The 14756-nt window shown below is 35.1% G+C and carries 14 protein-coding genes; 1 reads left to right on the plus strand and 13 read right to left on the minus strand.

Going from position 1 to position 14756, the window contains the following annotated elements:
- A complete protein-coding gene (locus ACTF54_RS02985; protein ID WP_438968714.1) occupies nt 1–357 on the plus strand; it encodes a carboxymuconolactone decarboxylase family protein in 357 nt (118 codons plus the stop codon).
- A 101-nt stretch (nt 358–458) separates the two neighbouring features.
- Here ACTF54_RS02985 and ACTF54_RS02990 read toward each other — a convergent pair whose 3' ends face one another.
- Genes ACTF54_RS02990 through ACTF54_RS03050 form a run of 13 tightly spaced genes read right to left on the minus strand, consistent with a single transcriptional unit; the run spans nt 459 to nt 14736 of the window.
- The gene (locus ACTF54_RS02990) at nt 459–1532 is read right to left on the minus strand and encodes a glycosyltransferase (protein ID WP_438968715.1); all 1074 of its coding nucleotides are present in this window, start codon (nt 1530–1532) and stop codon (nt 459–461) included.
- Nucleotides 1529–2698: a glycosyltransferase family 4 protein gene (locus ACTF54_RS02995; protein ID WP_438968716.1), complete on the minus strand. Its 1170-nt coding sequence runs from the start codon at nt 2696–2698 to the stop codon at nt 1529–1531. The genes ACTF54_RS02990 and ACTF54_RS02995 overlap by 4 nt, the downstream gene beginning before the upstream one ends.
- The gene (locus ACTF54_RS03000; RefSeq protein WP_438968717.1) at nt 2695–3690 is read right to left on the minus strand and encodes a glycosyltransferase family 2 protein; all 996 of its coding nucleotides are present in this window, start codon (nt 3688–3690) and stop codon (nt 2695–2697) included. The genes ACTF54_RS02995 and ACTF54_RS03000 overlap by 4 nt, the downstream gene beginning before the upstream one ends.
- Before the next feature lie 14 nt (nt 3691–3704).
- Entirely contained in the window at nt 3705–5219 is a 1515-nt protein-coding gene (locus ACTF54_RS03005; protein WP_438968718.1) for a glycosyltransferase family 2 protein, read from the minus strand.
- Nucleotides 5216–6349 (minus strand): glycosyltransferase family 4 protein, encoded by a 1134-nt coding sequence (locus ACTF54_RS03010; RefSeq protein WP_438968719.1) that lies wholly within the window; start codon nt 6347–6349, stop codon nt 5216–5218. The genes ACTF54_RS03005 and ACTF54_RS03010 overlap by 4 nt, the downstream gene beginning before the upstream one ends.
- Nucleotides 6349–7743 (minus strand): UDP-glycosyltransferase, encoded by a 1395-nt coding sequence (locus ACTF54_RS03015; protein WP_438968720.1) that lies wholly within the window; start codon nt 7741–7743, stop codon nt 6349–6351. Before ACTF54_RS03015 ends, ACTF54_RS03010 begins: the two co-directional genes overlap by 1 nt.
- A complete protein-coding gene (locus ACTF54_RS03020; RefSeq protein WP_438968721.1) occupies nt 7733–8434 on the minus strand; it encodes an acylneuraminate cytidylyltransferase family protein in 702 nt (233 codons plus the stop codon). Before ACTF54_RS03020 ends, ACTF54_RS03015 begins: the two co-directional genes overlap by 11 nt.
- On the minus strand, nt 8434–9585 hold the full coding sequence (neuC, locus tag ACTF54_RS03025; protein WP_438968722.1) for a UDP-N-acetylglucosamine 2-epimerase: 1152 nt from the start codon (nt 9583–9585) through the stop codon (nt 8434–8436). The genes ACTF54_RS03020 and neuC overlap by 1 nt, the downstream gene beginning before the upstream one ends.
- Entirely contained in the window at nt 9582–10580 is a 999-nt protein-coding gene (locus ACTF54_RS03030; protein WP_438968723.1) for an N-acetylneuraminate synthase family protein, read from the minus strand. Before ACTF54_RS03030 ends, neuC begins: the two co-directional genes overlap by 4 nt.
- Nucleotides 10581–10582: 2 nt before the next feature.
- Nucleotides 10583–11605, minus strand: coding sequence for a glycosyltransferase family A protein (locus tag ACTF54_RS03035; protein ID WP_438968724.1), 1023 nt, complete (start codon nt 11603–11605; stop codon nt 10583–10585).
- A gap of 9 nt (nt 11606–11614) precedes the next feature.
- A complete protein-coding gene (locus ACTF54_RS03040; RefSeq protein WP_438968725.1) occupies nt 11615–12532 on the minus strand; it encodes an NAD-dependent epimerase/dehydratase family protein in 918 nt (305 codons plus the stop codon).
- Nucleotides 12498–13679, minus strand: coding sequence for a glycosyltransferase family 4 protein (locus ACTF54_RS03045; protein WP_438968726.1), 1182 nt, complete (start codon nt 13677–13679; stop codon nt 12498–12500). The genes ACTF54_RS03040 and ACTF54_RS03045 overlap by 35 nt, the downstream gene beginning before the upstream one ends.
- Entirely contained in the window at nt 13672–14736 is a 1065-nt protein-coding gene (locus tag ACTF54_RS03050; RefSeq protein WP_438968727.1) for a glycosyltransferase family 2 protein, read from the minus strand. The genes ACTF54_RS03045 and ACTF54_RS03050 overlap by 8 nt, the downstream gene beginning before the upstream one ends.
- Nucleotides 14737–14756: the final 20 nt, after the last annotated feature.

Consider the following 14756-nt stretch of genomic DNA (forward strand, 5'->3'; position numbering starts at 1 on the left):
ATGAGCAATCAAGTAGAAGAATTTAATGCGTATCGTGCAAAAATGAATGATGCCATTATTGAAGATAACAACAAGATTATCAAACGTATTTTTAATCTAGATACCAATGCGTTTGCAGCTGGTAAATTAGACAAGAAAACTAAAGAATTGCTAGGCCTTGTGGCTAGTACCGTTTTAAGATGTGACGATTGTGTAAAATACCATCTAGAAGCCAGCCATAAAGAAGGAATTTCTAAGGAAGAAGTAGTAGAAGCGCTTTCTATAGCCACTCTTGTAGGAGGAACTATTGTTATACCACACTTGCGTCGTGCTTATGAATATTGGGATGCTGTGGAGAAGAATGCTACGGAAAAATAAAAGTAAAAACAAAATCAAAACGAAAATCAAAATTGACGTTTGCATAGAAGGCTAATAGGGAACCATCAATTTTTAAAGGGTTTTAAGCGCAATTAAAGTGCTTAATGGATTTGATTATAAATTTCTAAAAGCTTCTCCACATAACGGTCACTACCATAATTCTCCACAATATGATTATGAAATTGAGTAGCATAGTTTTCTCGCAACTCTTTGCTTGCTATCATTTTTTTAATGGCTGTCGCGAGTAATTCGGCATTTTTAAGTGGCACTACGATTCCATAATTTTGAACGACCTCAGCACATGCACCTACATCTGTAGTGATTACTGGCAATTGATGAAGCCCATATTCTAATAATGCAACTGGCAAACCTTCTGATTTAGAAGATAAAACCGCGATATCACATTCCTCAAGAATCGAACTGACATCAGATCTAGATCCGAGAAGAAATATAGCATTCTGCATATTCTTTTCTGAGATAAGATTTTTCACTTTTGAAGAATAAACGTCATTAAAATCCTGACCACATAGATGTAAAGTCCATTCGGGATAAGTCTTATAGACTATTTCAAAAGCATGAATTAAATTAAAATGATCTTTTTGCTCTCTCAAATTGGCGAGACAAATAATTCTTTTGCCCTGATTTCCTATTAGAGAAGATGCAAGTTGAGAATCTGTTGATTTCACGGCAAAGTTCTCTAAGTAAGTAACTTCCTTAGTTCTTAATTTCTCAATTGCCCAATCTTTAAGTAACGAGTTCACACTAATTATATGATCAAAAAAACGAGATAGATAATTAAGTAATTTAGTTGGCCGACTATGAAGTTGATTTGCTTTTCCGTAGTGATCATGCCATATGAACTTTGGTTTATTTTGTAAAGTAACAATACTCGAGACTGTTATAAATGCCGATGTGCTATGCGCATGCACAACTTCAATCTTATTTGTTTTTAAGTAATTTCTAAGTTGTAAAATGGCTGTCCATCCTATTCTACCTTTCCTTTCAAGAAATAAGTAGCTGACTTCATTTTGGATAGATTTTTTTAAAAGTCCTTCTTTCCTAGTAACACATAAATGGGATTCATGTCCAGCGTTTTGCAAATCGTTTGCGATATTAACTGCCATACGTTCTGCTCCGCCAGCATCTAGACTATCTATGATTTGAAGGATTTTCATGACTGAACTAGCTTAATTATTTCACGCTCAAACTTTTCAATAGTATAATCTTGCGACCAATCTTTAGCATTTTGAGACATCATTTTGATTACCGCAGGATTACGTAATAAACTTTTTAAATTTAAAATTGTTTGGTCTTTATCTGTATAAATTAATCCTCTAGAACCTATGCTTTTGAGGTCTAAACCATTTGTAAAATCTACCTGATCATTTTCTTCACCAAGCTTTTCCTTAATCCCAAGCATCCACGGCACACAACTTACTGGTGTCGCAATTGGTATACATCCATACCACATAGATTCTGCAACGGCTTTGGGCCAGCCTTCACTTTTTGATGCTAAAAAACAAAAGTGTGCCTTTTCATAAGCTACCTTAAGCACTTCACTAGATTGATTTCCATAAAAATAGCATGGTGTAGAATGAGAATCAGTCATAATTTTTAATTCCTCCATCATAGGTCCATCTCCATAAAAGTGAGCTTGTGCAGCAACACCTTCTTTATTTAATTGCTTTATAAGTTCCACCAACAATTGCGGATTCTTATTTTGAGAAAGTGTACCTACAAAAATGAACTGGTAAAGTTCTTTGAAATCTTTTGTAAAATTACCTCTATCGTTCTCTGAATAAGTGGCCGTAAAAAAAGGTTTTATATTTATAGTTTGTTGAGGCCACTCACCATAAACCAAAACATCTATATTTTTAGTTAAAAAGGTATTTGAAAGAATTCTCTTTTGCCATCTATAGGCCATCGGTTGTGTCGCATTGGGATCAAAGTTGCCAGCATATTTAACCGTTTTCTTTTTAGTTGGAAAAAAAACTTGAACCATACTGGCTAGTAAAGCTAGATTTCCAGGACAACGTAGATGGATATGATCCGCTTTCGCGAAAGCGAAACACAAAACAAAAAATTGATAAGGTACTGTAAACATAGAAATTAAAGCAGACCATAACGTATGAAATTCTAATCGCCGTAGACCTATCTGTTTAAAATCCTGATTCTTGAACTCTTGAAATAGGATATGACCATTAAAACAATCTGGAGAAATAAAAGTAGTACTATCTACGTGATGCATCCATAGATCCATTTCTTTAACATAAGGTGCATAGGCTACTTTCTTACCATTTTGCTGGATCAAATGTGCGTCTGAAATAACAAGAAAATTCATTTTTTAGGATTATTGAATAACAAGCTTATTATCCCAATGCTTCTTCCCATTGCTTCGGTAAAAGCTTCTTTGCGCTCACTGGTGGTAAAGATATTGAGAAATCTAATAGCTGTGAGCAAAAGGGTGATTTGATACCATTTAAACTTATTTTTTAAAGATGGTTCAGGATGCTTGATACGCCACACATACCAGCCATTGCGCACCACCATTTTACCATAACTGTATTTATTAGGCCTAGCAGCAGCATCGTGATGGTGCTCTAATTGGGCTGCTGTGTTCACATACAAATCACCTATATGAGATAATCGCAAGGTAAAATCGGCATCTTCATAAAGACCGTAACCTTCAAAATATTCTGAAAATTGATGCTGTTTTAAAATGGACAGTGGAAAACTAGAAACACCACCCATTAACTGTTCTACCTTATAAATTTTACCAGATGGAGGCAAAAAACTTATCGACCTGCCGTGACCAAATTCTGGATAAACAGCGGGTGGTGTTTTTTGATCTAGTCCTAATTTTCTTCTTAATTGATAACGACTGCTTTCTTTACGTTGATAGCCGTCGTGATAAAAATAGTTCAAATCTGCTGGATTTTCTACTGTCACTTGCTCCCATGTTACCTCATTTGTAATAAAGCCGCCTACACCTATTGCATTTGGGAATTCCTTATACGTATTTAAAATTTGTTCAAAATAATCCTGATCCAGAATCGTATCATCATCTAAAAATGCGACAACCTCCATATCTTCAGATACTCTTTCGATACCGTAATTTCGTTGCTTGGTAAGACCACGATGTTCTGGTGGTACTTGGTAATATTTGATGATGCTGTTTATGCTTTCGCCAAAGCGTGATTTCGTAATATCATCTGTTGAACCATCAATTATCAAAACCTCATCAGGAACAACAGATTGTTCCATCACAGAATCCATCAATCTAGATAATGGTTCTGGACGCATGTAGGTGCAGATGATTAGGGATAGTTTCAAAATAATTTCAAGTTCTATAAATTATTGGAATAATTTAAACTAAGACTCCACATTTTTTTAAAACGCTTGTAATACGCAAATGGATTTCTTAAAGTTTGTCTTTTATAATAGTTTACAAATAATAACCATTTAAAACCTATAAGTTGCTCCTTAGTCGTGTTCTTTTTACGATGATACATAATTTGTGGCGATGGTTTAGGCTGTAATCCTTGATCAGTCCACGGAAACTCGACTTTTTTTCTAAAACCACCTACTGGTGCTTTTAAATGTAAGATCTCAATTTCTGGAGCATAAAAGACATCATAGCCAGCATTACGTATTTGCATTCCATAATCCACGTCTTCTCCATAGCCGTGTTCTAACGCCATATCAAATTTACATTTTTCTAATACCTCTCTATGAATCATAGAACATCCTGAGCCAAATGTGGACCATTGCATAGGTGTTGTATATTTTTCTACCTCATTTTCCTGTAAATAGGATGTCGTTAACACTTCACACTTAAGCTTGTTGATTTGATCAAATATAGATTCAAACGTGTCTTTTTCAAATCGATTATCATCATCAAAAAGCATGACCCAATCTTCTGTAGTTTTTGAGATGGCTAGATTTCTAGCATTACAAGCACCGGTTTGATGAATAAAAGTATGATCAATTTCAAAAGGCCATTTTTCTTCTGAGATATAGTCTAATTGAGATACCGCAGTTACATCTGGATTCTGCTCTACGATAATTATGCGTTTTGGTAAGTGCGTTTGCTTAGAAAAGTCTAATAACACATCTTTTAGATAATCGCGTCTGCCCATCGTTGGAATAATGACTTCGTAGGAGAATTCAGAATAATTCTTCAAGAGCTTTTTGGTATGAGCTAACTCTAAATGTGTGTTTAACTTGGTTATAAATTGTGCTTTCGCGAAAGCGGAAAAAGAAAAAACATTCTCATATCTATTCAATAAAAAAAACAAAACAAAACTCCATACTCGTTTGTAATGCTGTACCACAAACTGAAAGAGTGCTAAGTGACTTTCATGTAAGTCCTTAACGATTTGAGAGCTTAAAGGAATGTGGTAGCAAAACAATCCTTGCGGTTGTCCTAATCTCGCAACTGAAGTTAAGAAATATTCTAACGACTTATGTTTATAATTATTCCCATTGAATTGATTAATGACGGATGCTGCAACAATTCCCGCCTTTTCTTGCATTAACCAAGTAGGATATTTGAATTGTTGAGAAACTGAGACAAATGGTCCATCAGTAACATATCCTATTTCAGGATATAAAAAATGGTGGTTCATATTCCCTATGCTAACCATATAACGAGAAGTCTTATAATGAATTAATAGGTCTTCCTTATTTACCAAATCTGCCACCGATTCTTCTATCCATAAGATAGATTCATTAGGAAATTGAGACGCAACATAAATAAATTGTTGTATAATATTTGCATCGCTAGGTAATGGCAATTGCTGATTGTTATCATTCAACAATCGAGTTGCCTTCTTCTTATTATGATAAAAATAGATAATCAAGTTAAGAGGTTTTTGTAGTAAGATATATTTTGCTTTACAATAACCTCCGTAGAAAAATGTTTCTGAACTCTTTGTCTAGCATTCTTACCCATTTGAGCTCGTAAATTTTTATCTTCCAAAAATTGGTATAGATGGTCAGCCAAATCGCTGTGTTTTGAAGGATGCACCATAAAACCAGTTTGTTCATGTACCATCATTTCTTTTGCCCAACCTATGTCTGAAGTTACCAGCGCTTTTTCCATGCTCATAGCTTCTAGCCAGGTCATAGGGTAAGCCTCTGCATAACTAGGTAAACAAATTACAGTTGCAGCCGCTAGATAATCGTGAACTTCTTGATAGGGTACTTCTTTTATAAATCTAGTGTTTTGTATAGCTTTTTGGGTTAACGCTTTTTTTATCAATTCTATGGTGGACTTGTTTTCTTTATAATCTATGGTATCCTTACCTAGAAACAACAATTCTGTTTGTGATCTTTTTTCTATTAATAAATTGAAGGCTTGTGCAAGATCTAGAACTCCCTTTTTCCTAATACAAGTCCCGAAGTATAGTATTTGATTTTCTACCTCTTTGTCTTGTGGTAGGAAAGCATGGTCATCGATGGCATTATGAATGATTGTAAACTCTCGATCTATTTGAAAAACTTTCTTGGTTATTTGAGCAGTAAAGGAACTAGCAGAAAGTAAGCCCGCAGCATTTTTAAAATTCAATTTTTCTAATAAAAAGTTTTTCTTTTTTTGTGGCCTTCCATCGATGTGACAAAAGTAAGCGTCGCTCCCATTAAGTCGTACACTAATAGGGCAATCTAACTTCATAAATGCCGTGATACCTGTCCAGTCTGGCGCTTCTATTAAATCAATTTGATATTCTTTTATAAAAACATTAATGGTTTTAGAGACCTTCTTTTTATAAAAATACCAGTTGGCAATAGGATAGTTTTCTTTTTTAATTTTAAATAAAGTTATACCGTTTCTTTCTATTACTTCAGTTTTATCTTGATAAGGTACAATAACACTAATCTTAACGCCATTTATTTGTAGCGCAATTGCTATATTTTTGATGCTCGTACCTAGCCCACCACTTTTTCCTGTGGCAGTATCTGGATATTCTGGAGTTAGAAATGCTATGTGCATTAATTTAAAATATCAATTAAGCTATTCACAATTCTTTGAGATGCATCACGCTGTGGAGAGGCAACTATTTTATTAAACCATTCTTGTGCAGCATGAACAGTAGCTTTAGGATTTGATAAAAGTACTTCCATTTTACTTTTAAGTTCCTTCTTATTATTTATCCATACGACTGCATCGGGACTGGTCATGGATTTAAAATGAACGTAGTTATATATCACATTCACATCTTTTTTAAGCGGCACAATTTCAGCTGGATTATAATTGAAATAAACACAAGGCTTGTCGTGTATGACATAGTCAAAGACCATACTTGATCCTATATTCATCACAAAAGCTGTATAATGAACAATACTGGCTTGTAACTTTCCATCTTCTAACAATGGCAATTTTTCATCCCAAGAAGAACCTCGCATTTCCCAAGCTGGATCTATTTTAGTAATAACGTCGCTATAAGCATCCACTATAGTATCAAATCTATTTGAAAAATCAACAGGGCATCTCCTAAATATGATACCCAATTTCAATCCGTTACTATTAAGTTGGGTTACCGCTTGCGCCACATCTTCTAAATAAATAGGATCATAAGGAGAAGTAGTAATATCATCTCCCGAAAAACAGATATACGTAGTTTCTAGGTCTAAATTAAACCTGTTGTAAAATTCTGCTTTTTCAATAACTGATTCTTGCTTATAATGATTCTCAAACTGACCTGTTCCTGTTACATAGGTATTGCACGCTTTTGTAAATGGATAGTAAGTCGCTAGTTCTTCTTTCATGTGATCTGACCACACAAAATAATGGGAAGCCTCAACCAGCAATGTGGATTTAGGTAAATTATCCCATGAAAACACAGAACAAACGGTTTGAATACCCAATTCTTTTGCAGCTTCTAATGAAGCAATCGCCGCCGCAGATCGCTGACTGGTGGAAAATACGAGATCTGGCTGTAAATCTTCAAGCATCAATTTCCAACTTTTGTAATACTGCGTTTTACGTTCTTGGGATTTGATTTTTTCTCTTATTTCTAGTATTGATTTTTCATTGGGATTAGAAGTAATGAAAAGCTTGGTAATACTGTTTTTGATGTAGTTTTTACATCCTCTTTTATTGTTCTTAAAGATGTATTCTCTGTAAATAGGGTTATCAAACTTATTTTCAAACCAAGTTAATTCATTAATCTTAAGCGCATTTTTTAGACTATCTGTAAATTTATGTAACTTAATTTTAGGCCATGGCATCGAGTTTAAGCCATACATCCTTAAATCAACTGACGTATTATTTAAAAAAATAAGATCTAAGTTTTGTGACTTTGCGATAGCTGCAAAATCAGTATAAACATAATTACGTAAGCATATACCATCAGGTAATAACACAACAATCTTTTTATTTACCATATGTTAGTTGATATCCTAATTGTTCAGCAAGCTTCCAGTCTTCTTGTGTGTCTATATTTAGGTGGTTTCTACTACTAGATTTAAAATATCCTAAACTCTTACCAAAAAAGCTATTTTTATCAAGAAGTAATTTGCAACTCGTCACATAAATACTTCCATCTCGATAAAAGGCTGGTGGCAGCTCTTGCCTACGAGAAACGATCTCGTTTTCTCCTGTACTTATTTTCAGCTTACCGTCCACTTCTTCAAAAACCCAATGCGGGTTAAACTGATGTGGAACTTCTAGCACAGATATTAAAGAATCGTTTTGATTTTTTATAAATGATTCGATCGCTGTATCGATACTACCTTTTTCTCTGAATGGAACGGTAGGTTGTAATAAACAGATCGCGTCAAAAGATTCATCTATGGACTTCATGTAATTTATGGCGTGTACGACCACATCAATAGATTTTGCAGTGTCAGACGCTAGTTCTTCAGGTCTCAGAAATGGCACGTCAGCTCCAGATTTTTTGGCGATTTCTACTATTTCTTGATCTTCGGTAGAAACGATTACTTGGGTCAATAAACTAGAATTCAGAGCTGACTCGATCGTGTAGTTAATGAGTGGTTTTCCACAAAGTAGTTTTTTGTTCTTCTCAGGAACTCCTTTTGATCCACCTCGTGCTGGTATAATGCCTAAAACTCTCATTAATAAGTAATGGTTTTATGAAACGGCAAGTCTATAGTCGCCAATAAATCTGCAATTTTTTTTCCTGCATTTCCATTACCGTAAACCGTAGAATTTGTTAATGAACTATGAGTCATTTGCTGACTAATCGCATTTTTAATCGTCTCTTTATCATAATCTATATCGAGCACATTATTACCGCGTTCTCTCCTATTCTGTCTAGTTCCTATATTGACCACTGGAACACCTAAAAAAGCACATTCCCTTATTCCTACACTACTGTTTCCTACCAGACATTTTGAGTTGACCAGCAGTCGCAAAAAATCATTCGACTCCATATTTTTGAAAAATCTCATTCTTCTAGGTTGTGCATTTTCTCGATAAGAGCGTATTCCGTTACTGGTTCCATCGCTACCAGCATCTACATTGGGCCAAAACCAGAAACAATTGAAGTCAAGCTCGTCCACTGCTTTTAATGTTTTGAGTATATCTTCCTTTGCACGAGCATATTCTGTTGTAACAGGATGTTGCATGACCACTATATATGGCTTCTTAATATCAAGATCTACGCCCACGCCACCATATTTTTCAATAGGATCAAAATCCAGTGCTGGAGATTGTTTAATTTCATTAGCAAGGTCTATAGATGGACATCCTGTATTGAAAACCATATCTGGATTTTCTCCTAATTTAATAACACGTTCTTTGGCGTTTTCACTTGCTACAAAATGAACGTCTGCCAGCTTCGTGTTAGCATGGCGTACTTTCTCATCTATATTTCCAGTCACTTCTCCACCTTGAATATGTACTAAAGGAATGTTTTGATACGCCGCCGCTATACTTGTGGCAATGGTTTCATAACGATCTGCAATAGTGATGACGGCATCTGGTTGTAAATTGTAGAGTACATTAGAGAGTTCCATGACACCTAGACCAGTGGTTTTGGCCATGGCGGTTTTATTTTCTCCTTCTAGTACCATAAAAACTTTTTCGGTTATCTCAAAACCATCTTTCTTGATAAATTCGATCGCGTTTCCATAACGATCCAACAATGCAGCGCCAGCAATAACGAGTTGTAACTCTAGATTTTCATGATCTTTAATGGCCTGCAAAGCGGTTTTGATCCTACTATAGGAAGGCCTAGCGGTAACGACTACACAAATTTTTCTCATGAGATATCTTTTTGATTTAAAAACTCATAGGCTTTTAAATCCTTATTTAATTTTAAACCAATTACCGACTGAAATTCGGAAGCTAAGATTCCGAATCCTTTTGGTTTTTTAGATTCCAGATCATCAAAGGTAAGGATATGGTTTTTTTTCAGGTCTTTGTTTATGGCAAGTGATTTTTCAAATATTTGTTTCACTTTCGCGAAAGCGGTAGTATCATCCTTATTTATAGGACTGGAAATGGCCTTATCAATATTTCTAACATCGGTAACCAGCTGGCTGATCTCATCGATATTAAGCGACGCCATCGCATCTGGTCCAAACATGCGCTTGTCCCAAACAGCGTGAAACTCCAGCACCTTAGCACCCAATGCAACAGCTGCAACATTTGCGGCGATCGTGGCGCTGTGATCAGAAAAACCTATGGGTTGCTTATAACGTTGCCTGAGCTGAGCGATCACATGAAGCCCGTATTGCTCTGGTGTTGTGGGATATGCGGTGTAGCATTGTAATATCTTGAAGTCGGCATTTTTGCTTTCTAGAAAGGCTACCGTTTTATCGAGTTCTTCGAAACTAGACATACCGCTAGAGATGATAATGGGTTTACAAGTCTGGCATATTTTTTCCAATAACAGAAAATTATTTACCTCGCCACTGCCTACTTTATAACCATCCACACGAGCTTTTTCCAAGAGATCTACCGCTGCATTACTAAATGGCGAAGACCAAAATTGTAAACCTACACTTTTACAGTGTTTTCCTATCTCGATCCATTGCTCTTGGGTAAACTCCAAGCGCTGCCAGTAGTCATATCGAGTGTTATCCTCATAAGAAAAATTGACGCGGAATGGCTCATGCTCACTACTTTCTGCATGTGCGATGTGTGTCTGAAACTTGATCGCATCTACTCCAGTCGCTGCAATTGCATCGATATAGGATCTTAAAATCCCGAGACTGCCATCGTGGGCTTGTGCTATTTCGGCTATAATGAAGGTCATTTTTAGTATGTTTTATGTCTCAAACCTATTTTTTTGAAATAAGTATAACGTATCGATTTTTTCTTTCTAAAGATTTTTAAAATAAGCCATCCAGCTTTTTGATACCACCATGGCAAACCTTTTTCTTGTAGATGTAATTCTTCTAAGTTTAATGCGATAATTTTTTCTTTATTTTTAGGCACCTCATCATGCATCCACTGTTCTGGAACGTTGCCCATGTGGTACGCATGATTATCCAAGGTAGCGAGTCTTAAAAAACCGCTATCATTATTAGGCTTATCGATATAGGTGCGCTCGCTGCCACCTACTATTTTATGTTGCGATGGTCTAACCGGAGCTAGATCAAAACTAGAACGTTTCATAGTCGCTACAAAGTGACCACAACCTATTACGGCTCTGGCACCATGACATTCAAGTATGGGATATTGATCTAAATGTTCTTTAAAATAAATCTCCCGACCTATACTTTCTTGAAACCGATGCAATCCCTGCGGATTTACAACATCGGCAAATTCTATTTTTCCATTTAGAACACCATAACCTACAGTTGTACTAGTCATCTCGTTTTCATAAGCGATACTAGATGGCACTGGCGCTACCATACCGGCTTTAGGAAACTGTTTAAAAATAGTTTCTGTTTTGGACTGCCATTGAGGTAAGAACATCACATCAGCATCGGTAATCGTGATTATCGGCTCTAAGGTACTTTTTAAGATGCCATAAATAGCATTTACCTTACCTAAATTAACCTGCGAGTTATACAGCTGATCTATTTCGTTTTCTGCTTTATATAATTGATTCAAATAATCTGTAACCTCTGTACAACATTCATTGTTGATAATGGAAACTCTGGTTTTATTATGAATGGTGTTTAATAAAGAGCTGATGCATAACTTTAAAACCTCAAGAGTTCCTTTAAAATAGTCTTCTTCTAGATTGGGTATATATACTGGAATGATGACACGATGGTAGGTATCTATCTCTAGTTTAGAATTTTGCTTTGCTTTACTTAAACCTATTCTCATAAATCAATTTTACAAAGAATTTAAGTACTTCTTCATTCCAGTTTCTACATCTAGTAATTCTCTACCTAATATAGATTTCATTTTACTGATGTCTGGGCAGCGACGTGTCATATCCCCTTCTTTAAGTGCCGGTAAATGTATAATTTCTGAATCGCTGTTGCATATCTTAATGACCAATTTTGCCAGTTCCAAAACAGATACCTCTACGTCATTACCTACATTAACTACCTGAGCAGAAAGTAAGTTATCTTCTAATATTTTTACCAAGGTATCAATATTATCATTTATATAACAAAATGTTCTGGTCTGTGAGCCGTCACCATATATGGTAATCGGTTCATTATTTTGAGCTAACTGTATAAATTTAGGAATAACAAAATCCTCGCTTTGATTAGGGCCATAAGTATTGAAAAATCTAAATATCGTATAATCTAAACCATATCGCTCATAGTAAGATTTTAAAAAGGCTTCTCCCACATTTTTAACGATGGCATAAGGCAGTCTGGAGTTGAGTGGCGTTGTGATTTCATTCTGTGGGAATTCTACCGGTTCTCCATACACTTCTGAAGAAGAAGAGAAAAATACCTTTTTAACGCCTGTGTTTTTACATAATCCTAATATATTTTCAAATCCTTTGATGTCATCCAGTACCCATAGCGGATTATCCAGCGTACGCTTTACTCCTACTACCGCAGCAAAATGAAATACGTAATCAAATTTATTTGCATAAAATACAGGAGAAATGTCTTTATAGATATTTACGCTAGCATCTATAAAATGAACATTATCTCGTTTGGGAACTTTTACAATACTACCAGTAAGTAGATTGTCCACTATAGTAATTTGGTAGCTTTGCTTTTCAGAAAGTTTTTTCGCTAGAGCGCTACCTACATTACCTGCTCCACCTGTTATGAGTATTTGTGCCATTTTGTATATTCAATTGTTGTAAAGAAATATAGAACTCTTTTTTAGTTTCTATTAGAGCAGCATTCATTTCCTGCTTCCATACTTCTATATTGTATTTATTTTTAGGCAAGTTAAATTGCTGTTTTAAATGCCCGTCATTCTTTAAATGATACGCATTCTTCATGTGTTGTAACCATAGGTCTTTATTCCAGGGATCTTCCACCAAAACTCCATAATTTCCATGACCCAAAACCTCTGGAACGCCACCTATTTTACTAGCTATGCAATAACAGCCGCAAGATAACGCCTCTACCAGTGACAGTCCAAAACCTTCTTCCCACAAGGTAGGAAATAAATATACATCAATCATTTGGTAAATGCTGGGCAATTGTTCGTTAGGTATTCTACCCAATACCATAGTTTTATCTAAGACTACGTCTCTATGAGTCCCAATGATTATCAACAAAGAATCTGGATATTGTTCTATAAAAGTTTCCCAGAAAGAAAGTAAAAAACTCAATCCTTTTTTTTCTCGATCTTGTGACAACCATAAAAAAACTGTTGTGGATTCATCTATCAGATATGATTTTCTTGTATCTGAAGAATCATCAAATGATATCGGTTTAAATTTATTCTTATCAATACCATTATGAATCACTATAGATTTGCTGTTGTAAGTAGGATAAGATTTTACATGATAATCCTTAGAAGATGCTGTTAAAAATATATGTTCATCAATTCCTTTTAGAAAATCTTTCGCTGTTTCCCCATCATAAAATGGAAGAAAACCATGATAATAATACTGGATAAAACATCGATTTCTGAGCTTATTTTTTACAAGGTAGGTATGTAAATCAAATACAAATCCTGCGTTATCAACCACTTGTATAACTACAGCATCACTCGTATTATTCAAATAATTACGCAATTGCCCATAATAAGGATCGTACTTTTTACTCCATCCCAGTTTCCTTTTAAGTTTATGAGTAAAACCCAAATTTGGTTGTAAATAGGCCACATGTTTATATTTAGATTGCGGTTGAGGACATAAAATGACATCTATTTCGCTTTTCTCGCGAAATAAGGTATCAAACATCGTCGTCCAGCTTCCTATTTTATAATAAGGCAGTGGCAAATGAGAACAAAGAATGGTTATAATGTTAGACATAATTTACCGTATATGAAAATGTTCCTTTTTCTTCATTAACCAAATATGAATACGGTAAATCTCTCCAATTATTTATATGATAAGTGAGTACTTCATCACTAATAAATTTTTCGGCAGTAATTCCTTTAGTGATTTTAAATAGAAGTGCCGTTAAACTATTTACCTTTTTTGCAGTAAACTGAATGGACTTACTAGCATAGTCTGTTTGTTCTAATAACCGCAATCGCTTCTTTTTATTTAAAGGTAACTCTACGTAAATTTCAGGATGGTCCAGACTAGATATCTGTTCCTTAGTCCATAAGTGTCCCCAATTAAAATCTTCGTTTGCTTTTGTATAAGGCTTTGCTTTAAGATCATCAAGATATTTCATATTGTGCCTAGCAATACCTCTTACTGTAATTCTAGAAGTAAAAACGGTATCGATTCTATTCAGATAAATCTCATGCCATTGATGTAAAATCTTAACCTTAGCATTATAAAAATTCACATTACAACCAGCAGCAAAAGCACGTACATGAACGTCGGTATCTTCAGAACCCCAAAGATGGTAATACTCATCAAAGCCATTTATTATTTTCAAAATCGATACAGGAAAAAGACTCAAACCGGTAGCTTCTTCCGTAGAGAATCGTTTAACCGTATAATCTTGAAAAGCCTTTTCTGTAGCGCTTTCTTCTTTAGTTAAATAACCTACTTTAAAATAGGTAATCGTATCTGCTTCTGAAAGATCATGTAGTGACTGTACAAAGTCTGGTGCAAAAATTCCATCTACGTCTGCCACAAAAAAGTAATCTGTTTCTACTTGTTTCAAAGCGATATTGAGTACTCTGGATTTATTCCATAACGTATTTTGCGCTGCAATGTATTGATAGCTTGCAAAATTATATCCAGAAACCAACTTTTCAACCTGTGCGGCAAGCTGTAAATCACTACCGTAATCTATAAAAAGCACTTGAAAATCTTGGTTACTCTGAACCGATAAGGAATTTAAACTTATCTGTACACGTCTAATGTCACGATCTTTGAAAGGATAGACTATGGTTAGAGAATTGGACATAAATTGTTCAGCATCTAAAG

This window comes from Nonlabens sp. (assembly GCF_965657255.1).
Classification (GTDB): Bacteria; Bacteroidota; Bacteroidia; order Flavobacteriales; family Flavobacteriaceae; genus Nonlabens.

Coding starts and splice junctions, on each gene's coding strand:
- ACTF54_RS03050 (WP_438968727.1), bottom strand. CDS start 14,736: ATGTCCAATTCTCTAACCATAGTCTATCCTTTCAAAGATCGTGACATT.
- ACTF54_RS03010 (WP_438968719.1), bottom strand. CDS start 6,349: ATGCACATAGCATTTCTAACTCCAGAATATCCAGATACTGCCACAGGA.
- ACTF54_RS02985 (WP_438968714.1), top strand. CDS start 1: ATGAGCAATCAAGTAGAAGAATTTAATGCGTATCGTGCAAAAATGAAT.
- neuC (WP_438968722.1), bottom strand. CDS start 9,585: ATGAGAAAAATTTGTGTAGTCGTTACCGCTAGGCCTTCCTATAGTAGG.
- ACTF54_RS03040 (WP_438968725.1), bottom strand. CDS start 12,532: ATGGCACAAATACTCATAACAGGTGGAGCAGGTAATGTAGGTAGCGCT.
- ACTF54_RS03015 (WP_438968720.1), bottom strand. CDS start 7,743: ATGGTAAATAAAAAGATTGTTGTGTTATTACCTGATGGTATATGCTTA.
- ACTF54_RS03030 (WP_438968723.1), bottom strand. CDS start 10,580: ATGACCTTCATTATAGCCGAAATAGCACAAGCCCACGATGGCAGTCTC.
- ACTF54_RS03045 (WP_438968726.1), bottom strand. CDS start 13,679: ATGTCTAACATTATAACCATTCTTTGTTCTCATTTGCCACTGCCTTAT.
- ACTF54_RS03020 (WP_438968721.1), bottom strand. CDS start 8,434: ATGAGAGTTTTAGGCATTATACCAGCACGAGGTGGATCAAAAGGAGTT.
- ACTF54_RS03035 (WP_438968724.1), bottom strand. CDS start 11,605: ATGAGAATAGGTTTAAGTAAAGCAAAGCAAAATTCTAAACTAGAGATA.
- ACTF54_RS02995 (WP_438968716.1), bottom strand. CDS start 2,698: ATGAATTTTCTTGTTATTTCAGACGCACATTTGATCCAGCAAAATGGT.
- ACTF54_RS02990 (WP_438968715.1), bottom strand. CDS start 1,532: ATGAAAATCCTTCAAATCATAGATAGTCTAGATGCTGGCGGAGCAGAA.